Below are 20,849 nucleotides of genomic sequence, written 5' to 3'. Positions count from 1 at the left end.
GTCGTGCATGTTTCGCTAGTGTCAACTTGCGACCAGGATGGTCGGAACCAGAGTTTTGCAGATGCGTGTGGTGAGTAGGGAGCACGCGGGGCAGGGAAGGTTCTGATCAGTCAGGGCCTTCCCGAAATTCATCTGATTTCGTCAAGCAGGCGCGCAATGAACAGGTCGAAATCGGTCGGTTGCCGGTTAGAGTTACCCGTGTTGCCAGAACCGCCCCTTCCGGCCAGATAGACCTCGATCCGTCCGGGTTGGGTCTTGCTGCCGGCTTTCGTGAAATCCCGTGCAATTCCGCCAAGCGCTTCGGCGGCCAGCGTTGCATTGATGGCATCATCCGGGTGGTAATACCGAACGTGCGTTTCGCGGACCGAATAGGGCACCCGTGCGGTGGCGACCACAGTGGCCTTGCCGTTTGTCAAAGCCTCCAGCGCTTTGTTGCTGGCATCATCCGAAACCCTTCGGGGCACAAACAAACCGACCTCAATTCCGGTCGTTCGCGTCGGAATCGGAAGGGGTTTTACCTCGGAATACTGTGGTTCGATTGATGCTTTTGGCATTGGTGGTTCCGGATCGTATACCAATACGGCGTCCCCACCGGGGGCAGGCGCAAAATTCAGTTCTGGCGGACCGGTCGTCCGACCCGGAGAGTCGGTTGGCGAAACCGTCGTATTTGACAGGCTCGAATAACGGCTCAACATCTGGATATCCGAAGGCAATGTATCAATTCCCGCAGGCAACGAGCCATCAAAGGCAGCTTCGCTCGAAAGAGCCACGCCCAATGAAGGGGCGTCATTCCGGGTCACGATATTCTCGGGTTGCCGATCGTCCGTGACTTTGGCTGCCACCCACTGAAGTAAGGCACCGCCCAGCATTGCCGCCAACACGATCAGAACAATGCTATACCGGCGCTGGCGCTTTTTGGGTCGTGTCCGCTCGCGCGGGCGAATCCATTCCTCGGCATCGGCTACGGGCGCAGCCTCGACCGGCGCGGAATCCGGCACAGTCTCGGGCTTCTTCGGGGCTTCATCGGGGGTTGTATTTGCCGTCGGTTGCTGTCGTGCCTTGGCCAGCGCCTTGGCTCGCTGTTTTCGCGCCAATTCTAGGCGATCTTCCCACTTGCCGGAGTCCTTCGCCGCGACAAACTTTCTGGGTGTTCCCCTGCTGCCCTTAGCGTCAGACATGGGTTTAAACTCTCAAAAAATGACCGATCTCTATCAGAGCAACGCCAAACGATCTGGACCTGCGAAAACCGCCGCCAACAGCCCCCCGCATGGCGCAGCCAGAAAATAATAGCATTTTTTCATGTTTTTGAGAAGTTTCTCGTCTTTTCCGGCCCAAGCCGTCAATCGGTGCGGGTCTGTCCCAGATCGCAAATCACCGCCCATTCAGCGTCGCTTACGGGTTGAACCGACAGGCGCGAGTTTCTGACCAGCACCATTTCAGAGAGCCGCTCATCACCTTTGATCTGATCCAGTGTGACCGGAACCTCAAATGCCCGGACGGCCTTTATGTCCACGCATTCCCAACGCTCATCGTCCGTTGTGCTGTCAGGGTGGGATTCGGCGCAGACCTCGACGATCCCCACAATCGCCTTGTCCTTTTGCGAGTGATAGAAAAAACCGCGATCGCCCAGCTTCATCTCGCGCATGAAATTCCGCGCCTGATAGTTACGCACACCGTCCCATTCCTCACCAGCCGCGCCTTTGGCAACCTGCTGGTCCCAGCTCCAGGTGGACGGTTCGGATTTGAACAACCAATTCGCCATCAGCCGATAACCTTTTTCCATGGGATCAGTTCAACCGACTGAAACAGCCCGGCTTTGGCATAGGGGTCACCATCGGCCCAGGCCTGCGCTACCGCCAGATCCGCCACATCCAGAATGATCAGCGATCCGATCATCTGATCGCCATCCAGCAACGGCCCAGCCTGAGACACAACGCCAGTCTCCTCGATATAGGCCAGATGCGCCGCGCGATTATCAAGCCGGGTCTGCAGGGCGTTGTCCTTGTCGCGGGCAATCAGGGCGATCAGCATTTCATTCCTCCTTCAGGGGTCGGTTGAGCAGAGACTGGATGGCCTCGGCCACACTGTATTTTCCGCCGCTCAGTTCGGCCACAGCGGTACTGATGGGCATGTCCAGACCTTCGGCTACCGCAATTTCGGCCACTGCGCGCGCGGTGGCAACACCCTCGACCGTTGTCGTGCCATCAAAGGCCTCCTGCCTTCCAAGAGCAAGCCCAAAGCGAAAGTTCCGCGACAGGTCCGATGCGCAGGTCAATGCCAGATCCCCAAGCCCCGACAGCCCCATCAACGTTTCCGGTCTGGCACCGCGCAAGGCCGCAAAGCGCTGCATCTCGGCAAATCCCCGCGTCATCAGCGCTGCACGCGCGCTTTCGCCCATGCCTTCGCCGATACAGGCACCGCAGCCAATGGCCATGACGTTTTTCAGGGCGCCGCCAAGCTCGGCCCCGATTGTGTCCGTCGTACGGTAAAGGCGCAGATTGGCGGTCGTCAGTTCGACCTGTAACCGCTCACCCAGTTCTGCATCCGCGCAGGCCAGTGTCAGGGCCGTGGGCAGCCCGCGCGCAATGTCGTGGGCAAAACTCGGGCCGGTCAAAAGGGCGGATCGGGCCTGTGGCATCACTTCGGCAATCACCGAAAGCGGGCCCTGACCCGATTTCAGTTCGATCCCCTTGCAGCAGGCAACCAGAACCTTGCCGTCCAGTTGCTGGGCGTGTCCCGTCAAGGCATCGCGCAGTTTTTGCATCGGCACGGCCAGCAAAACCACATCACCCTCGGCCGCATCCTCGAATCCGGTGGTCACGCGCAACGTATCGGGCAGGGGGACACCGGGCAGGCGTTGGGTGTTTTCACGCTGATCCTGCATCCGTAGCGCCTGTTCCGCAGACCGGCAAAGCAATGTTACGCGTCCGTTCCCGGCAAGTGAAATGGCCAGCGCAGTGCCAAATGCCCCCGCGCCAAGAACCGAAACCGTCATGCCTTGGCCCCTTTCTTTCCGCCACCCAAAAGGGCGGGGCTGCTTTGATCCAATGGCCATCTGGGCCGGGCGGTCAGGTCCAGACCATCGCGTTCGCCTGCGCGAAACCGTTCCATTCCGGCAAAGGCGATCATTGCCGCGTTATCCGTGCACAGGGATAGGGGCGGGGCCGTGAAGCGCGCGCCATGCGTTTCACAAACAGACTCTAATTCAGCGCGAATGCTGGAATTTGCGGCCACACCGCCAGCCACCGTGACAACCGGTTCTCGGGGCTGTTCCTCCAGATACACCAATATCGCCCGGCGGGTTTTCTCGGCCAGCGTATCGACAATGGCCTGCTGGAACCCGGCGCACAGATCGGCGCGGTCCTGGCGTGTCAGGCCGCCCTTTTCGGCAACGATCTGATCCCGCATCCGCATCAGCGCGGTTTTCAGCCCGGAAAAGGACAGGTTGCAGTCGGGCCGGTCCAGCAGAGGGCGGGGAAAGCGAAATCGCTTTGGATCGCCATGTTGCGCCTCAGCCTCAACCGACGGACCGCCGGGCTGCGGCAGTCCAAGCAACCGGGCGGTTTTGTCAAAGGCTTCGCCGGGGGCGTCATCAATCGTGCCACCCAAACGGGTAAAGCGGTCGGGCCCGTGCGCAATCAGATATTGGCAATGCCCGCCCGAAACCAGAAGCATCAGATAGGGAAAGGCCACGCCATCCGTCAGACGGGGGGTCAGCGCATGACCCGCAAGGTGGTTCACACCAACCAGCGGCAGTCCCGTCGCGGCGCTCAGCCCTTTGGCGCACATCACACCCGACATCACGCCGCCGATCAAGCCGGGACCGGCAGTGACCGCAATGGCATCCATCTGCCTCAGCGACAGACCGGCTGCTTCCAACGCCTGTACCACGCAAACATCCAGCTTTTCCGCATGGGCGCGCGCGGCAATCTCGGGTACGACGCCGCCAAAAGCGCTGTGCAGTTCGGTCTGTCCAAAGACAATCGAAGACAGGATTTCGGCCGGTTTACCCGCAGTTTGGCGCACAACGGCGGCGGCCGTGTCATCACAGCTGCTTTCCAGTCCCAGAATCGTAAGTGTTTGCGCCATTGGCCTGAACCGTTGCATCATGATCCGACTGCGGGGTATCACTCCGCGCGGACGCAAACAATCCCGAGGCCGAAGGCGCCGACCCTTGTATTTGCTGATGACCCGCCCTCGCGCCGCCTCGGAAAGGTTTGTCGCGCAGCTGCCCGCCCGGCTTCAGGGCCGGGTTCAGATCGTGCATTCTCCGCTTCTCGACATACGGACAACTACTGGCGACGTCGAAACCGACGGTGTTCGCGGATTAATCTTTACGTCGGCCAATGGTGTGAACGCGGCCGCCAAATTGCACGTTGATCCGGATCTTCCCGCCTATTGCGTTGGTCCGGCAACGACACAGGCGGCTAACCAGGCCGGATGGTCCGCGGAAATGGCCGGCGAAACCGCCGAAGAGCTTGTCGCCGCCCTGTTGCGACAGCGCCCTCAGTCCCCGCTGCTGCACTTGCGCGGCGAACACAGCCGGGGAAATGTTGCCGAGCGGCTGACGCAAATGGGTCTGACCGTGCAGGAGAAGGTGATTTACCAGCAACGTCTGCTGTCATTTTCTGATGAGGCGCGCCGCATCATGGCCGGAAATGCCCCTGTGATCGCCCCGATCTTCTCACCTCGTACCGCGCGACAATTTGCCGACCTCTGGTTCGGACCGGCGCCGCTTTGGGTGGCATCAATCAGCGAAGCGACCGCAGAACCCCTTGAAACACTGGATATCGAACGTTTGCGCATTGCCAAACGGCCAACCCCGAAAAAGATGCGCAAGGCCGTAAAAAAGCTGGTGAAAGATGTGATGCGGGTTGAGAGAGCGATGGACGCGGATTAACCTTGTATCGGTCTGTTGTTCAGGTTTTTTACAGAATCAATAAGGGGGTGTGACGGTGGCTGATAAGAAAGACGCGGATCAGGAACCGGGCACCGATCCCAAATCGGAAGGTGTGTCAGAGGATCAGACCGGCGAAACCGGTGCTGCCGCGGATGACGAATCTCTTGACGCCGGTAAGTCAAAAGATGAGCTGATTTCCGAAGCCGAAGCCGAAGCCGAAGCCGAAGCCGAAGCCGAAGCCGAAGCCGAAGCCGAAGCCGAAGCCGAAGCCGAAGCCGAAGCCCCTCCTGCGGTCGAAGAAAAGATCGTCGAGCGAACAGTGGAAAAACGCGGCGGCTTTGTTCCGGCGCTGATTGGCGGCATCATCGCGGCGGGCATCGGGTTTGCTGCCGGCCGTAGCGACATGATCTTTCCCGCCGATTCCGGACCATCCGATGCGATAGCCGCGCTTGAGGCAAAGCTGGCCGACCAGACCGATCAGATCGCAAAACTCTCGAAAGCGGTGACCGATGCGCCGGACCTGTCCGGCCTTTCCGACAAGGTAACCGCCCTGACCAGCCAGCTGGACCCGATCGAAAGTGATCTGAGGGCGGTGAAATCCAGTGTTGATACGCTGAGCAGCAAGGTCGATCCACTGGCCAACCGGCTGACGGAACTGGAAAAACGCCCGATCACCGAAGATGCCTCGCCCGAGGCCGTTGCCGCCTATGAGGCGGAGTTGAAGAAATTGCAGGACTCGCTGGCCACCCAGCGGGCAGAGGTTGAAAAGATGGTGTCCGACGCGCAGGCGCTTGAGGCCAAGGCATCGGCCGAGGCTCGGGCTGCGACAAATGCCGCCATCATTTCGCGCCTGCACGGTCAGCTGGATGCGGGTGTTCCGTATTCCGACCTGCTGGCCGAACTCAAGGCCGGTGGCGTGGATATCCCTGACGCGCTTTCCGACCCGGCTGACAAAGGTGTCGCGACCCTCTCGGCGCTGCGCGCCTCGTTTGCGCCTGCTGCCCGCACGGCACTGGCCGATGCGCGGGATACGCAGGCCGGAACCGGCATCGTTGCCTTCCTGCAGCGACAGACCGGCGCGCGCTCGGTCTCACCGCAAGAGGGCGATGACCCCGACGCGATCCTGTCCCGTGCCGAAGCGGCGCTGGTCAGTGGAGACCTTTCTGACGCGCTGACCGAGCTGAAGGCGCTTCCGGATGCCGCTCAGGCTGCCATGGCGGATTGGGAACAAACCGCGACGACCCGTTTGTCGGCTGTGCAAGCCGCCGATGCGCTTGCGCAAAGCGCGAACTCGAACTGAAGGACCTGCCATGCTGTGGTCATTGTTAAAGATATTGGTTTTTGTGGCGATTATCGGTCTGCTGGCACTGGGTGCTGGTTTTCTCATGGAAACAAGCGGTGGCGTGCAGGTCACCGTGGCGGGGACCGAATACACGCTTGGGCCGCTGCAATCCGTCATCGCGCTGGGTGTGCTTGTGGTCGGGGTCTGGCTGTTCTTCAAGCTGCTCAGCCTGCTGATCGCCACGCTGAAGTTCCTCAATGGCGATGAAACCGCGCTGTCGCGTTACTTTGACCGCAGCCGTGAACAGCGCGGCTATCAGGCGCTGGCGGATGGTTTGATGGCGCTGGCCTCGGGTGAGGGACGTGTGGCCATGACCAAGGCGGCCAAGGCCGAAAAGCTGCTGAACAAGCCCGAACTGACCAACCTGCTGGTGGCGCAGGCCGCGGAAATGACCGGGGATACCAAGAAAGCCTCGGATACCTACAAGCAATTGGTTTCCAACAATGCGACCCGGTTCGTCGGCGTTCGCGGCATCATGAAGCAGAAGCTGGCCGAAGGGGATGACGAAACCGCCCGGAAACTGGCCGAAAAGGCGCTGGAGATGAAACCCCGTCATGAAGAAACGCAGGATGTTCTGCTGAACCTGCAGACCAAGGCCCAGGATTGGGCTGGTGCGCGCTCGACCCTGACGGCCAAGCTGAAGTCAGGCGCCCTGCCGCGCGATGTCTACAAACGCCGCGATGCGGTTCTGGCCTTGTCCGAGGCCAAGGGCATTCTGGACGAAGATGCCAGCATTGATCAGCAGGAACGCGCGATCGAGGCGAACCGGCTTTCCCCCGATCTGGTGCCAGCCGCCGCAATGGCCGCCCGTGCTTATATCGCCAAGGGCAAGGCGCGTTACGCGACCAAGATCATCAAAAAAGCGTGGGAGGCACAGCCGCATCCCGATCTGGCCCATGTCTTTGCCGAGATCGAGCCCGAGGAATCACCTGATGCGCGCGTCAAACGGTTCACCGCCCTGACGCGGATTCACCCGGAAAACCCGGAAACCCGTTTAATTCTGGCCGAGCTGAACATCGTCGCCGAAGATTTCCCCGAAGCCCGCCGGGCGCTGGGCGATGTCGTCGAAAAACAGGCAGATGCCCGGGCCTATACCCTGATGGCCGCAATCGAACGAGGTGAAGGCGCGACGGACGCAGTTGTGCAGGGATGGCTTGCCAAGGCTCTGACTGCGCCGCGTGGTCCGCAATGGGTGTGCGACAATTGCCACGACATTCACGCCGAATGGGCACCGGTTTGTCAGAACTGCAACAGCTTTGACACCCTCAGCTGGCAGACGCCGCAAACGCCGGAAATCGCAACCGCCACAGGCGTTCACATGCTTCCGCTGATCGTGGGCGCGCTGGAGGACAAGGCCGCCGATGTCGATGAAGCTCCGGAAGCGGACTCGGCAGACCCGGATACTCCGGACACTCCGGACGCCGAAACCGTTGAGATTGAAGCAGAACCCGTCGAGGCCGAGGCCAAACCCTGACTGAATTCAGCCTGACTGCTGCGGCTTAACCGAGAAGCTGTCCCAGTTTCATTGCGACCCCCATGTCGCCCGATATCTTGAGCTTGCCCATCATCACGCCGGTCATGGGGTTCAGCTTGCCGGTCAGCAATTTGGTCAGGTTGTCGCGTGAGATGCGGATGGTGCAATCGGTTTCGCGGTCTTCTGTCGAGGCCGCGTTGTCGGCCAGAACGATGACACCGTCATCACCGCAATCGAATTTCAATGACCCGTCGAAAACCTTGCCATCCAGACCTTTCTGAATGCCGTCGGCGATATCCTGAAGCATAGTCCTGCCCTCCGCTCTTTACCTTCGGGTAAAGAATGAGCACAGCGAATGGCAAGGCTGACCCAACGATAACGGGTCAGAATTACGGGGTTTCAGGCGCGTCCAAGGGCCTGCAGGGTCAATGGGCAGGGAGTCCCGCCGTAAAACGCATCCAGAACGCCCTGAAACTCACCCGGCGCATCCGCAACATTGGTGAACAGCGTCATGCAGGACCGCAGCTTTTTGGCGTCTATACCGCCCAGAATATCTTCGGGCTTGGCACCGGTATGGGACAGCATCAACCGGCTGACTTCAATCAGGCGGCTGCGTAGTTCGGGATGTTCCAGATAGGCGGTTGCCTCTTCCAGATCCTCGATCCCGTAAAGCTGCGCCATGTGGGACCGACCGAGATCAGCAAGCTGAGGGAATACGAACCACATCCAGTGGCTGGTTTTCTTGCCATCGGCCAGTTCACGCAGGACATCGTTCCACACGGTGTCCTGCGCCTCGACGAACATTTCCAGTTCGTCGCCTATGCCGTCATCATCCATCATTTGCCGATACGCTTGTCGCGTGCCGCCAGCAGTTTCAGACGCAGCGCGTTCAGCTGGATAAAGCCCGCCGCATCCGTCTGATCATAGGCGCCGGCATCTTCCTCAAAGGTCACATGTGCCTCGGAATACAGCGAATGATCCGACCAGCGGCCCACGGTCGAGGCCAGACCTTTGTACAGTTTCACGCGGACGGTGCCGGTGACGTGTTCCTGGCTCTTGTCGATGGCGGCCTGCAGCATCTCACGCTCGGGGCTGTACCAGAAACCGTTATAGATCAGTTCCGCATATTGCGGCATCAGCTGGTCTTTTAGGTGCATCGCGCCGCGATCCATGGTGATGGATTCGATCCCGCGATGCGCTTCCAGCAGTATGGTGCCACCCGGTGTTTCATAGATGCCGCGCGACTTCATTCCAACAAACCGGCCCTCGACCAGATCGAGACGGCCAATGCCGTGCTTGCCGCCATATTCGTTCAGCTTGGTCAGGATGGTGGCCGGGCTCATCGCCTCGCCATTGATGCTGACCGCGTCGCCTTTTTCAAAGCCGATCTCGATGAATTCCGGCTCGTTCGGCGCGTCTTCGGGGTGGACAGTGCGCTGATAGACATAGTCGGGCGCCATATCGGCGGGGTCTTCCAGAACCTTGCCCTCGGACGAGGTGTGCAGCAGGTTCGCATCGACCGAGAAAGGCGCCTCGCCACGTTTGTCCTTGGCAATCGGGATCTGGTTGGCTTCGGCGAACTCCAGCAGCTTGGTGCGGCTGGTCAGGTCCCATTCGCGCCAGGGTGCAATCACCTTGATGTCGGGGTTCAGCGCGTAGGCCGCCAGTTCGAAACGGACCTGATCGTTGCCCTTGCCTGTCGCGCCATGTGCGACGGCATCGGCACCTGTTGCTTCGGCGATCTCAACCAGACGTTTCGAGATCAGCGGCCGCGCGATCGAGGTACCCAGCAGATACAGCCCCTCATACTGCGCATTGGCGCGGAACATCGGGAAGACGAAGTCGCGGACAAATTCCTCGCGGATGTCTTCGATATAGATGTTTTCGGGCTTGATCCCCAGCAGCTCGGCCTTTTTGCGGGCGGGTTCCAGTTCCTCACCCTGACCCAGATCGGCGGTAAAGGTCACGACCTCACAACCATACTCGGTCTGCAGCCATTTCAGGATGATCGAGGTATCAAGGCCACCGGAATAGGCCAGAACAACTTTCTTGGGCGCGGACATCTGACTTCCCCTAATTCAAACGACGATTGGCCCCTAGCGGGTTTTGGACGTGGGGGCAAGCGGTGCGGATTGACGCCGCCCGGGAATTGGGGTGAAACGGTTGCAAGTAATACAAAGAATGGTTGAGAGGGCGGGTTTGATGTTGGGACTCGAGATATTTGTACATTCGGTAAAGATGGTTCTGCGTAACCTAAAACAGGCATTGCAGATTTCGGTTGTTCCGGCACTGGTCGGAGGGGTTCTGATCACCGCCCTGCTCTATGTATTCGATATCCCGCTTGAGGCGCTGGACAGCTCCGAACCAGGATTGCCGCCGGGGACAAGTTCCGGCTCGATTATGGCGTTCATTCTTTGCATGCTGGCCGTTTTCGTTGGCACGGTGTTCTGGATCGTGGTGTCCTGGCACCGGTTTGTCCTGCTCGAGGAATATCCGCGCGGATTTCTGCCCCCGTTCCGATTTGACAGAATCCTGGCCTATTTCGGACGTGCTGTTTTGTTGGGCTTGCTTGGGCTCATTGCCCTCCTGCCCGCGTCCTTCATTTCCGGAGTGGCGGCGCAGGCGTCGCCTGCGATCAGCGTCGGGGTAATGTTGGTTTTCTTGCTGATGATTCTGATCGCGTTTTATCGGCTGTCGCCTATTCTACCCGCTGCGGCCATCGGAAATTCGCTAACTTTCTCCGAGGCATGGGCGGCAACAACAGGTGCAAGTGGTGCGATAGTTGTCCTGCTTGTCGTGGCCACTCTGTTTCAGCTTCTTATTCAGTTTCTGGGTGGATTGCTGATCTTCATCCCGGTGATCGGCCCGCTGATCCTTGTCTTTGTCGCGATGCTTGTTCTGCCACTGATCAACGTCAGTATCCTGACCACAATGTATGGCGTCTTCGTCGAAAAACGCGAACTCTCCTGACGCGCGTACACATATGTATTCCTTGCCCTTTCGGCGGTGATGCGGCACTGACACGGACATGAGCGATTTCATGACCCGCGCCCGCGCCGCCGAACAGGCGATGCGCACCGTTTTCCCGGCAACCCCGTTGCAGCGGAATGCCCATCTGTCCGACCGTTTTGGCGCCGATATCTGGCTCAAGCGCGAGGACCTCAGCCCGGTGCGGTCGTATAAAATCCGCGGTGCGTTCAACGCCATGCGCAAGCAACAGGGACAGGACCTGTTCGTTTGTGCCAGCGCCGGAAATCACGCCCAGGGTGTGGCCTTCATGTGCAGGCATCTGGACGTGAAAGGCGTGATCTTCATGCCGGTGACCACGCCGCAGCAGAAAATCCAGAAAACGCGCATGTTCGGCGGTGACAATGTCGAGATTCACCTGATCGGGGACTATTTCGATGACACGCTGGCAGCAGCGCAGCAGTGGTGTACGCGTCAGGGCGGGCATTTCCTGTCACCATTTGACGATGCGGATGTGATCGAAGGTCAGGCGTCGCTGGCGGTCGAGATCGAAGCGCAATTGGGCGGCGTGCCGGATCACGTGGTGCTGCCGGTGGGCGGAGGGGGCATGTCCTCGGGCGTAGCAACGTGGTTCGGGGATCGCACCCATTGCCTGTTTGTCGAACCGGCGGGCGGTGCCTGCCTGCGCGCGGCGCTGGCGGCCGGTCATCCGGTGGCACTGGACCGCGTGGATACTTTTGTCGATGGCGCCGCCGTGGGGCGGATTGGCGACAAGCCGTTTGAATTGCTCAAGAAACGCCACCTCTCGGACGTTCTGGTCATGCCTGAGGATCGGATCTGTACCACGATGATCGAAATGCTGAATGTCGAAGGCATCGTTCTGGAACCCGCAGGCGCGCTGGCGGTCGAAGCCGTTGCGGATGTGCAAAGCTTTATTCGCGGCAAGACCGTGGTTTGTGTCACCTCGGGCGGCAATTTCGACTTTGAACGCCTGCCGGAGGTCAAGGAACGCGCCCAGCGCTACTCCGGGGTTAAGAAATACTTCATCCTGCGCCTGCCGCAGCGGCCCGGTGCGCTGAAAGAGTTTCTGGGCATTCTTGGCCCGGACGATGACATCGCCCGCTTTGAATACCTGAAGAAATCGGCGCGAAACTTCGGCTCGGTCCTGATCGGGATCGAAACCAGCAGGCCCGAGAATTTCGTGCGCCTGTTCGCGCATCTGGACGACGCGGGGTTCACCTATACTGACATCACCGACGACGAAACTCTGGTTCAGTTCGTGATCTGAGTTTCATATCTGTCTGGCCAGTTCATTCTGAAAGACAGTTTTTGACTGTTCGAAACAGGTAATAATGGCGTCCAGGTCGATATCCATCCTGTTGCCGGCAGACGCATCACGTTCGCCATCCTGGCACAGTCGGGAAAACGTCGCGAACCCAAGGCTCATCCCGCTGCCTTTCAGGAAATGCAGGTTCTGTTCGATCTGCGCACGCCCCTTATCCGCCTGCAGCCGGCCAATCATCTCTGTGACCTCGTCCAGAAAAAGCGCGACGACTTCGTCAAATTCGCTCGCTCCGACCTCGTGGTGCAACTGCCTGACCCTGGGCCAGTCGATCATGTCCAAACCTCCCTGCTGATACGCCGGTGGTCTGTTGATATTCGTTTGCAAGTAAAGCCGCGGTTAAGAGGCTGAGTGAAAATCGCAAAAACCGGTTTCACCGGATGTTAAGGCGTGGCCCCTAGCTTGCGACTAACAGGTCTGTCGCGGACAACAGGAAATTCAATGTGTTACAAGGTGTAGAAGCGGATGTAGGTTGTGAGCAGGATTTTGGTGCCATCAAAAAGGTGATGGTTGTCGACGACAGCCGCCTGCAGCGCCGTATCCTTGTTGCTTCGCTCAGGAAATGGGGGTTCGACGTTGTCGAGGCCGACAACGGGCAGACTGCGATTGACATCTGTTGCGCCGATCCCCCCGATCTGGTGCTCAGCGACTGGGTCATGCCGGGGATGAGTGGGCTGGAATTCTGCAAGGCGTTCAGACGTCTGGAAAACGACCAGTATGCGTATTTCATCCTGCTGACCTCGAAAAGTGAAAAACAGGAAGTGGCGCAGGGGCTGGACGCCGGGGCCGACGATTTCCTGATCAAGCCGCTTGGGGCGGATGAGTTGCGCGCTCGCATCTCTGCCGGGGCTCGCATTCTGGGGATGCAGCGGGAATTGTCGGACAAGAACCGACTTATCGAAAAGGCGCTGGATGAGTTGAAGCTGGCGCATGAGGCCATCGACAAGGATCTGGTACAGGCCCGGAAAATTCAGGATTCGCTTGTTCCCGAACTGACGCGGCAATTCGGCAAATCCCGTGTCAGCCTGCTGCTGAAACCCTGCGGCCATATCGGCGGCGATCTGGTGGGCATGTTCTCGCCCGGCGTCAACCGGCTGGGGTTCTACAGCATCGATGTTTCAGGGCATGGCATCACCTCGGCAATGATGACCGCGCGTCTGGGGGGGTATCTATCCAGCGCGCATTTCGACCAGAACGTCGCGATGGAGAAACGGTTCGACAAATTTTATTCTCTGCTGCCGCCCGAGAAGGTTGCCGCAATCCTGAACGCCCGGCTCATGGCCGATACGGGGATCGAGGAATATTTTACCATGGCCTACGCCATCATCGATCTGCGCAATGGTCATCTGAAGATGGTGCAGGCAGGCCATCCGCATCCGCTATTGCTGCGCGCGGATGGCAGTGCGGAATTTCTTGGCGAGGGCGGCATGCCTATCGGTCTACTGCCGGATGTATCGTTTCAGCAGATCGACACCTACCTTCAGCCGGGCGACAAATTGTTGCTCTATTCCGATGGTTTTACCGAATGTCGGTTGGCGGATGGAAGTCACCTGGATGAATCCGGCCTGCTTGGCATGGCACTCAATTGCGCGGCTGATGCCGACGGGCCGGAATTTCTTGACGACATGTTCTGGCGGCTGACGCAGAACATCCCTGCCGGAAGCGGGATGGAAGACGACACCTCTGCCGTTTTCTTCGAATATAACGGGCCTTAAAGCCCCCGCATGTGACGCGCTGCAAAATGCCGGTCCCCGGCATTGCCCAGAAGGGTGACCGCATCGACGGCATCCATCCAGATCGCCTCGTGACAGGCTTCGGTCGGCGGCCCCATGCGGCGCACCGGTCGGGCGCGGTAGATGACACAGACCTTTTCGGCCCAAAGGTCGTATTCCGGCATATAGGTGAACCGCCTGAAGGCCCCCAGCCGACGGGGTGCCGCGATCAGCCATCCGGTCTCTTCAAATACCTCACGATGCAGTGCGGATACCGGTGATTCTCCGGGGTCGATCCCGCCTCCGGGCAGCTGCAGGTCCGGGCCGGGTTCGGTCTGGCAGGTCAGCAACAGGCGACCGCCCGCAGGTAACAGGGCATAAACGCCGATGCGCCGGGTATACCTTCGCCCGGCTTGTGGGGTTTCACCAAACCGTCTGATCATGTATGGCCCCTTTCAACCCAGTCTGTTGGACCTATATGGTGGCGGTATGCCAACCCGTGGCGTGTAAGGAAACCCCATGTCTATTGGAACGAAAATCGCGTGGGACGATACGGTCCTGCCCTTTCAACTCGACGTATCGGATATGCGGGGTCGTGTGGCCCGGCTGGACGGTGTGCTGGACGGCATTCTGAAACAGCACGACTATCCCGAACAGGTCGAGGCGCTGGTGGCCGAAATGGCCCTGCTGACCGCGCTGATCGGCCAGACCGTCGCATTGCGCTGGAAGCTTTCCCTGCAGGTGCAGTCCAAGGGCCCGGTGCGGATGATTGCCACCGATTACTACGCCCCACAGGAAGAAGGACAGCCCGCAAAGATTCGCGCCTATGCCAGCTTTGACCGCGAGCGTCTGACCAGCGGCGCACCCTTCGATCAGGTTGGCGAAGGGTATTTCGCCATTCTGATCGATCAGGGAAAGGGCACGCAGCCTTATCAGGGCATCACCCCTCTGGCCGGTGGGTCGCTGAGCGCCTGCGCCGAATCGTATTTCGCCCAGTCTGAACAGCTGCCCACCCGGTTTTCGCTAAGCTTCGGGAAATCCATCGAACCCGGCGTGGACGAGCATTGGCGCGCTGGCGGGATCATGTTGCAGCATATGCCCAAGGCATCCCCGTTCGCGGCCAAGGGTGAAGGCAGTGGCGAGGTTCTGAGTGCCGAAGATCTGGTCGACGGAGAAGCGGGTGAAAACTGGGGCCGGGTGAACATCCTGCTGGACACGGTCGATGATCTGGAACTGATCGGCCCTACAGTCCAGCCGACAGACCTGCTTGTCCGTCTGTTCCACGAAGAACAGCCTCGGGTCTATGATGCGCAGCAGGTTCAGTTCGGCTGCACATGCTCTGAGGAACGTGTGCGCCAAAGCCTGTCGATCTATTCGGCCAGAGATATTGAAAAGATGACCACGCCCGAGGGCACCGTGACGGCGGATTGCCAGTTCTGCAGCGCGCATTATGTCCTTGCTCCCGGTACGGTCGGTTTCGACGCCGAAAATCCGGACAGTGCGTGATCCTGCCGCTGAACTGACGGCGGCCCTGAACCGCCCGGGGAACGGGTCGAGCGATTTCGACCTGAACCCCGACACCGTATTGCCCGCCGGTCGCAGGCTGCGCCCGGCCGGCGTTCTGGTTCCGGTCTCGCTGGTCGGTGACGAACCACGGGTCATCCTGACCAAGCGGTCCTCGGCACTGAAACACCACCCCGGCCAGATCGCCTTTCCCGGCGGGAAACAGGACGAAGATGATGCGGACGTAACCGCAACCGCCCTGCGCGAAGCCCAGGAAGAGATCGGCCTGCCAACCACGTTGCCGCAGGTGCTGGGTCATTTGCCCGCGCACGAGACCGTCACGTCCTTTACCGTCACCCCGGTGCTTGCGGTTTTGACCGAACAGTTCTCTCCCGTTGCAGAACCCGGCGAGGTGGACGAGGTGTTTTCCGTCCCGCTCGATCACGTTCTGAACCCTGGCAACTATGTCATCGAGTCGCGTTTATGGCGCGGCCAGAGGCGGTATTATTTCGCCGTACCCTTTGGGCCTTATTACATCTGGGGGGCGACAGCACGAATCCTGAGGGGGCTGGCGGCCAGGGTGAATGAATGAACCGGATCACGGATGACTGGGTCTCGCAAACGGCGACGCAAGATGTTTGCGCGGCCCTGACCGATGCAGGCGCGCAGGCCCTGTTTGTCGGAGGTTGCGTCCGCAATGCGCTGTTGGGTGCGCCTGTGGCCGATATCGACATTGCAACCGATGCCCGGCCCGAACAGGTCATCGCCTATTCCGAAAAGGCCGGGATCAAGGCCATTCCCACTGGGATCGATCATGGCACTGTGACGCTTGTCAGCAAGGGCGTCCCGCACGAGGTCACGACCTTTCGCCGTGATATCGAAACCGATGGCAGGCGCGCGACGGTCGCCTTTTCGGATCGGGTCGAAGAAGACGCGGCGCGGCGCGATTTCACCATGAACGCGCTGTATGCCAGTCCGGATGGAACCATTCTGGACCCGCTCGGCGGATTGCCCGACTTGCAGGCCCGGCATGTTCGTTTCATCGGCAATGCCGGGGATCGCATTCGCGAGGATTACCTGCGCTCGCTGCGCTATTTTCGGTTTCACGCGTGGTACGGAGATGCCGACGCGGGCTTTGACCCCGACGCGCTGGCCGCGATCGCGGCCAATCTGGATGGCCTGTCAAAGCTCTCGCGCGAACGGGTAGGGGCTGAACTGCTCAAGCTATTGTCAGCCCCTGACCCGGCCCCGTCTGTGGCCGCGATGCGCAGCACCGGCGTTCTGACGCAACTTTTGCCGGGCGCTGATGATCGGTCTCTGGCACCGCTTGTGGCGCTTGAGAGCGATGCCGGCGCCGCACCCGATCCGATTCGCCGTCTGGCCGCGATCGCGGACCCGGAACAGGCATCTACCCTGCGCCTCAGCCGGGCCCAGATACAGCGCCTGACCAGAATGAGGGACGAAGCCTCCGGCCCGGCAGGGGTCGCGGAACTGGGCTATCGGTACGGTTCCGATGGCGGGCTGCATGAAACGCTTCTGAGATGTGCATTTCTGGAACAGCCGTGGTCGCACGACCTGACCGAGGCCCTTGAAAAAGGCGCTGCGGCCAGCTTTCCGATAAAGGCCAATGACCTAATTCCGGAATATACCGGCCCGGCGCTGGGCAAGAAACTGGCCGAGCTTGAGGCCCGCTGGATCGCGTCAGACTTTCGGCTGAACCGTCAGGAATTGCTGGCGGAATAGCCTGAAGTCTCAAAAGGGGATGACAAAGCGGATCATTTGTGGCTAGGGTGCGCCTGTCACATGGATGGAGGAATGCGAATGTATTACGGGATCTGGTTCTTCTAAACCCGGAACGCCTGACCCGTTGGGGTGGTGTTTCGGTGCCATCTTTCTTCGCATGTCCAATGTATCTGCTCAATCGGAGCACTTTCCATGTTTCGCTATTTCGAAAACCTCGTTGACCCCTTTGCCGACTATCAGGAAACCGACACACCGCCGACGCGGTTGTGGCCCTTTATGGTGGAATATACCCGCCCGTTCTTTCGTGTGTTCTTCTGGACGGCCCTTCTGTCGGTGATCGTGGCCGGGGTCGAGATCGGCCTGATCTATTACATGGGCCGGGTGGTTGATCTGTTGTCCGGCTCTCCGACCGAGGTCTGGCAGGTGCATGGCACGGAATTGATCCTGATGGCGATTTTTGTGCTGTTGCTGCGTCCGATGCTGCATATCGTGGACGTGCTGCTGCTGAACAATGCGATCTTGCCGAACATAGGCTCGATTTTCCGTTGGCGCGCGCACAAGCACGTGTTGCGGCAATCTGTTGGCTGGTTCGAAAATGACTTTGCCGGGCGCATTGCCAACCGGATCATGCAGACCCCGCCCGCTGCGGGCGAGGCCGTGTTTCAGGTCTTTGACGCGATTTCCTTTTCGCTGGCCTACCTGATCGGGGCCGCCATTCTGCTGATGGCTGCAGATGTCCGGCTGCTGGTCCCGCTTCTGGTCTGGTTCGCGCTTTATGCGCTGCTGGTGCGCTGGACGATCCGGCGCGTCGGGCCTGCCTCGCAGGCCGCGTCGGATGCGCGTTCGACTGTCACGGGTCGGGTCGTGGACAGCTATACCAACATCCATTCGGTCAAGATGTTCGCGCATGATGACCAAGAACTGGATTATGCCCGCGAAGCCATCGAGGAAACGCGCCGCACATTTCAGGCTGAGATGCGGATATTCACCATCATGGATGCCGTGCTGGTTACGCTCAACGGCCTGTTGATCGTAGGTGTGGTTGGCTGGGCGATCATGCTGTGGATGCAAGGCAGCGCTACCGTCGGCGTCGTCGCGGCGGCCACGGCCCTGACCCTGCGGCTGAACGCCATGACCGGCTGGATCATGTGGGCGCTGACCAGTTTCTTCCGCCAGCTGGGCGTTGTTGCCGAAGGGATGGAGACCATTGCCCAGCCCATCGACCTGCTGGACGCGCCGACTGCGGCCCCGCTGCAACTCGACAATGGCCGGATCGAGATTCGCGATCTGTCGCATCACTATGGTCGGGAAACCGGTGGTCTGGATCACATCAACCTGACCATTCAGCCGGGCGAAAAGATTGGCCTGATCGGTCGCTCGGGTGCCGGTAAATCGACTCTGGTAAAGCTGCTTTTGCGTTTTTACGACGTCGAACGCGGTGCCATCCTGATCGATGGTCAGGACATCTCGCGCGTGTCGCAGGACAGTTTGCGCAGCCATATCGGCATGGTTCAGCAGGACAGTGCGCTGCTGCATCGCTCCGTGCGCGACAATATCCTGTATGGCCGTCCCGAGGCCACAGAGGATGAGATGATCAGGGCCGCCAAACAGGCCGAGGCGCATGAGTTCATCCTGGATCTTCAGGACCCGCAGGGGCGGACGGGATATGACGCGCATGTGGGTGAGCGCGGCGTCAAGCTGAGCGGTGGCCAGCGTCAGCGCGTGACGCTTGCGCGTGTGATCCTGAAAGATGCGCCGATCCTGCTGTTGGACGAGGCCACATCGGCCCTTGATTCTGAGGTCGAGGCGTCAATTCAGGAAACGCTTTACGGCATGATGCAGGGCAAGACGGTGATCGCCATTGCTCACCGGCTGAGCACCATCGCCCAGATGGATCGCATTCTGGTCATGGATCAGGGCCGGATCGTGGAAGAAGGCGGACATGGCGAACTTCTGGCGCAGGGCGGGCTTTACGCGCAGTTCTGGGCACGGCAATCTGGTGGCTTCCTGAACCCGGAGGCCGCGGAATGAGGATTGCCGACCTTATCGACCCGTTTCGCACCACCGAAACGCCCCCACCGCAAACGCTGGGGGCGTTCATACGCTGGTGCCTGTCGGGTGCCTGGCCAATGTTGTTCGTGGCGGCATTCTTTTCGGCAGCAGCAGGCGTGATGGAGGCAGGCACGGCCTGGATATTGGGGCGCGTGATCGACCTTGCCTCATCAAGCGGGCCTGAAAATTTCCTGACCGCGCAGAACATGTGGATGATCGGCGGGGCGGTTCTGTTCTTCATGATCCTGCGGCCCGCACTGTTCGGCCTGTCCTCGGTGTCGAACAACTATATCGTCATGCCCAATATCTCTCCGCTGGTTCTGGCCCGTCTGAATCGCTGGACGCTGGGTCAGTCGGTGACCTATTTCGATGACGACTTTGCCGGTCGGATTGCGCAAAAGCAGATGCAGACCTCCAATGCGCTGACGTCGGTCGTCTCGGAAACCATCAGCGCCATTGTCTTTGCATTGGCGTCTCTGGCGGGGTCTTTAGCCTTGTTAGGGTCTATTCATCCTCTGGTGACGCTGCCCTTTGTGCTTTGGCTTGTGGTCTATTTTGCGCTGATCCGCTGGTATCTGCCGCGTATCCGCAAGCGGTCCGGTGCCCGGGCAGGCGCGCGGGCGATGGTGACGGGGCAGATCGTCGACACGATCACCAATATCAAAACGGTGAAACTGTTCGCCCATTCCGATCACGAGGATCAGGCCGCGCGCACAGCCATGGTCGAACTGCGCGAGAAATCGCTGGATTTCGGTCGCCTGTCCGCCAGTTTCCGGTTCATCCTGATGGTACTGGCCGGGGTTCTGCCCGTGCTGTTGCTGGGGGCGACGCTGCTGTTGTGGCAGGCAGGAAGTGCGACGCCGGGGGATATCGTGGCCGCAGGTGCCGTGTCGATCCGTATTGCCCAGATGACCGGTTGGGTCAGTTTCACGCTGATGGGTCTTTACGCCAATGTCGGCGAGGTTGAAAACGGCATGAAGACCCTTGCCGTGCGCAACCGGGTCGAGGACGGAAGCACCGCAACAGAGCTGTCGGTTCCCCAGGGCCAGATCGATTTTGACGATGTCAGTTTTGCCTATGGGCGCGACATTGGTGGCGTCGCGAACCTGACGCTTAGCGTGAAGCCCGGTGAAAAGCTGGGCATCGTGGGGGCGTCCGGCGCCGGGAAATCCACGCTGGTTTCACTGCTTTTGCGACTCTATGACAGCGAAGATGGCGCCATTCGCATTGATGATCAGAAGGTCTCAACTGTTACTCAGGACAGTTTGCGTCGCGCGATCGGCATGGTCACGCAGGAAACGGCGATGTTCAACCGCTCGGCGCGCGAGAACATCCTGTATGGCCGCCCAGACGCCTCCGAAGAGGACCTGATCGCGGCAGCACAGAAAGCCGAAGCACATGAATTCATCCTCGGGCTTCAGGACGGGCAGGGCCGTACCGGGTATCAGGCGCATCTGGGTGAACGCGGCGTCAAGCTAAGCGGCGGTCAGCGGCAGCGTATCGCTCTGGCGCGCGCCATCCTCAAGGATGCGCCTATTCTGGTTCTGGACGAAGCAACCTCAGCCCTCGATTCCGAGGTCGAGGCCGCGATCCAGACGGCACTGCATCGGGTGATGGAGGGCAAGACGGTGCTTGCCATTGCCCACCGCCTGTCAACGCTCAGCGAAATGGACCGTATCATCGTTCTGGATCAGGGGCGCATCGTGGAAAGCGGTACGCATGCCACCCTGCTGGCCAAGGGCGGGCTTTATGCCCGGTTCTGGCATCGCCAGTCAGGTGGCTTCATTCAGACGGAAGCTGCCGAATAAGGGTTT

General features: G+C 59.8%; 21 protein-coding genes. 11 read left to right on the top strand and 10 right to left on the bottom strand.

What is annotated here, in order from left to right; all coding sequences use genetic code 11:
* Positions 1-128 precede the first annotated feature (128 nt).
* From ACR0D6_RS18420 to tsaD, 5 genes are all read right to left on the bottom strand, one after another.
* A complete protein-coding gene (locus ACR0D6_RS18420; RefSeq protein WP_480766592.1) occupies positions 129-1,178 on the bottom strand; it encodes a hypothetical protein in 1,050 nt (349 codons plus the stop codon).
* A 161-nt stretch (positions 1,179-1,339) separates the two neighbouring features.
* The gene (locus tag ACR0D6_RS18415; RefSeq protein ID WP_480766591.1) at positions 1,340-1,762 is read right to left on the bottom strand and encodes an EVE domain-containing protein; all 423 of its coding nucleotides are present in this window, start codon (positions 1,760-1,762) and stop codon (positions 1,340-1,342) included.
* Positions 1,762-2,031 (bottom strand): YciI family protein, encoded by a 270-nt coding sequence (locus ACR0D6_RS18410; RefSeq protein ID WP_480766590.1) that lies wholly within the window; start codon positions 2,029-2,031, stop codon positions 1,762-1,764. Before ACR0D6_RS18410 ends, ACR0D6_RS18415 begins: the two co-directional genes overlap by 1 nt.
* A 1-nt stretch (position 2,032) precedes the next feature.
* The gene (locus ACR0D6_RS18405) at positions 2,033-2,995 is read right to left on the bottom strand and encodes an NAD(P)H-dependent glycerol-3-phosphate dehydrogenase (protein WP_480766589.1); all 963 of its coding nucleotides are present in this window, start codon (positions 2,993-2,995) and stop codon (positions 2,033-2,035) included.
* On the bottom strand, positions 2,992-4,089 hold the full coding sequence (gene tsaD, locus ACR0D6_RS18400) for a tRNA (adenosine(37)-N6)-threonylcarbamoyltransferase complex transferase subunit TsaD (RefSeq protein ID WP_480766588.1): 1,098 nt from the start codon (positions 4,087-4,089) through the stop codon (positions 2,992-2,994). Before tsaD ends, ACR0D6_RS18405 begins: the two co-directional genes overlap by 4 nt.
* A gap of 97 nt (positions 4,090-4,186) precedes the next feature.
* On the opposite strand from tsaD, the gene ACR0D6_RS18395 reads away from it, so the two are divergent.
* From ACR0D6_RS18395 to ACR0D6_RS18385, 3 genes are read left to right on the top strand one after another with little or no spacing between them, the layout of a single operon-like run.
* Positions 4,187-4,900, top strand: coding sequence for a uroporphyrinogen-III synthase (locus ACR0D6_RS18395; RefSeq protein WP_480766587.1), 714 nt, complete (start codon positions 4,187-4,189; stop codon positions 4,898-4,900).
* A gap of 55 nt (positions 4,901-4,955) precedes the next feature.
* The gene (locus ACR0D6_RS18390; protein ID WP_480766586.1) at positions 4,956-6,200 is read left to right on the top strand and encodes a COG4223 family protein; all 1,245 of its coding nucleotides are present in this window, start codon (positions 4,956-4,958) and stop codon (positions 6,198-6,200) included.
* A 10-nt stretch (positions 6,201-6,210) separates the two neighbouring features.
* Positions 6,211-7,716: a heme biosynthesis HemY N-terminal domain-containing protein gene (locus ACR0D6_RS18385; RefSeq protein WP_480766585.1), complete on the top strand. Its 1,506-nt coding sequence runs from the start codon at positions 6,211-6,213 to the stop codon at positions 7,714-7,716.
* A gap of 25 nt (positions 7,717-7,741) precedes the next feature.
* Here the strand turns inward: ACR0D6_RS18385 and ACR0D6_RS18380 are convergent, their stop codons facing one another.
* The 3 genes from ACR0D6_RS18380 to ACR0D6_RS18370 form a co-directional block, all read right to left on the bottom strand.
* Positions 7,742-8,023, bottom strand: a complete 282-nt coding sequence (locus tag ACR0D6_RS18380; protein WP_170655277.1) for an SCP2 sterol-binding domain-containing protein — start codon at positions 8,021-8,023, stop codon at positions 7,742-7,744.
* Between the two features lie 92 nt (positions 8,024-8,115).
* Positions 8,116-8,556: a DUF1810 domain-containing protein gene (locus ACR0D6_RS18375; RefSeq protein WP_170655274.1), complete on the bottom strand. Its 441-nt coding sequence runs from the start codon at positions 8,554-8,556 to the stop codon at positions 8,116-8,118.
* Complete coding sequence (locus tag ACR0D6_RS18370; RefSeq protein WP_480766584.1) at positions 8,553-9,779, bottom strand: argininosuccinate synthase; 1,227 nt, start codon at positions 9,777-9,779, stop codon at positions 8,553-8,555. Before ACR0D6_RS18370 ends, ACR0D6_RS18375 begins: the two co-directional genes overlap by 4 nt.
* Positions 9,780-9,954: 175 nt before the next feature.
* On the opposite strand from ACR0D6_RS18370, the gene ACR0D6_RS18365 reads away from it, so the two are divergent.
* Positions 9,955-10,686: a hypothetical protein gene (locus tag ACR0D6_RS18365; protein ID WP_480766583.1), complete on the top strand. Its 732-nt coding sequence runs from the start codon at positions 9,955-9,957 to the stop codon at positions 10,684-10,686.
* A gap of 58 nt (positions 10,687-10,744) precedes the next feature.
* The gene (gene ilvA, locus ACR0D6_RS18360) at positions 10,745-11,971 is read left to right on the top strand and encodes a threonine ammonia-lyase IlvA (RefSeq protein ID WP_170655265.1); all 1,227 of its coding nucleotides are present in this window, start codon (positions 10,745-10,747) and stop codon (positions 11,969-11,971) included.
* Positions 11,972-11,974: 3 nt separating this feature from the next.
* On the opposite strand, the gene ACR0D6_RS18355 is transcribed toward ilvA, so the two are convergent.
* The gene (locus ACR0D6_RS18355; RefSeq protein ID WP_480766582.1) at positions 11,975-12,301 is read right to left on the bottom strand and encodes an Hpt domain-containing protein; all 327 of its coding nucleotides are present in this window, start codon (positions 12,299-12,301) and stop codon (positions 11,975-11,977) included.
* 167 nt (positions 12,302-12,468) lie between these two features.
* On the opposite strand from ACR0D6_RS18355, the gene ACR0D6_RS18350 reads away from it, so the two are divergent.
* Entirely contained in the window at positions 12,469-13,740 is a 1,272-nt protein-coding gene (locus ACR0D6_RS18350) for a PP2C family protein-serine/threonine phosphatase (RefSeq protein ID WP_480766581.1), read from the top strand.
* Here the strand turns inward: ACR0D6_RS18350 and ACR0D6_RS18345 are convergent.
* Positions 13,737-14,180, bottom strand: a complete 444-nt coding sequence (locus ACR0D6_RS18345; RefSeq protein WP_480766580.1) for an NUDIX hydrolase — start codon at positions 14,178-14,180, stop codon at positions 13,737-13,739. The genes ACR0D6_RS18350 and ACR0D6_RS18345 overlap by 4 nt on opposite strands.
* Before the next feature lie 76 nt (positions 14,181-14,256).
* Between ACR0D6_RS18345 and hslO the strand changes: the two genes are divergently transcribed.
* The 5 genes from hslO (at position 14,257) to ACR0D6_RS18320 (ending at position 20,843) form a co-directional block, all read left to right on the top strand.
* A complete protein-coding gene (hslO, locus tag ACR0D6_RS18340) occupies positions 14,257-15,243 on the top strand; it encodes an Hsp33 family molecular chaperone HslO (protein ID WP_480452608.1) in 987 nt (328 codons plus the stop codon).
* The gene (locus ACR0D6_RS18335; RefSeq protein ID WP_480766579.1) at positions 15,188-15,832 is read left to right on the top strand and encodes a CoA pyrophosphatase; all 645 of its coding nucleotides are present in this window, start codon (positions 15,188-15,190) and stop codon (positions 15,830-15,832) included. The genes hslO and ACR0D6_RS18335 overlap by 56 nt, the downstream gene beginning before the upstream one ends.
* Entirely contained in the window at positions 15,829-16,983 is a 1,155-nt protein-coding gene (locus ACR0D6_RS18330) for a CCA tRNA nucleotidyltransferase (protein ID WP_480766578.1), read from the top strand. Before ACR0D6_RS18335 ends, ACR0D6_RS18330 begins: the two co-directional genes overlap by 4 nt.
* Positions 16,984-17,175: 192 nt before the next feature.
* A complete protein-coding gene (locus tag ACR0D6_RS18325; RefSeq protein ID WP_480766577.1) occupies positions 17,176-19,014 on the top strand; it encodes an ABC transporter ATP-binding protein in 1,839 nt (612 codons plus the stop codon).
* The gene (locus tag ACR0D6_RS18320; RefSeq protein ID WP_480766576.1) at positions 19,011-20,843 is read left to right on the top strand and encodes an ABC transporter ATP-binding protein; all 1,833 of its coding nucleotides are present in this window, start codon (positions 19,011-19,013) and stop codon (positions 20,841-20,843) included. Before ACR0D6_RS18325 ends, ACR0D6_RS18320 begins: the two co-directional genes overlap by 4 nt.
* The last annotated feature ends 6 nt before the right edge of the window (positions 20,844-20,849 follow it).

The organism is Ruegeria sp. BJ6 (assembly GCF_056537885.1).
This window is presented reverse-complemented; position numbering and strand designations above follow the sequence as displayed.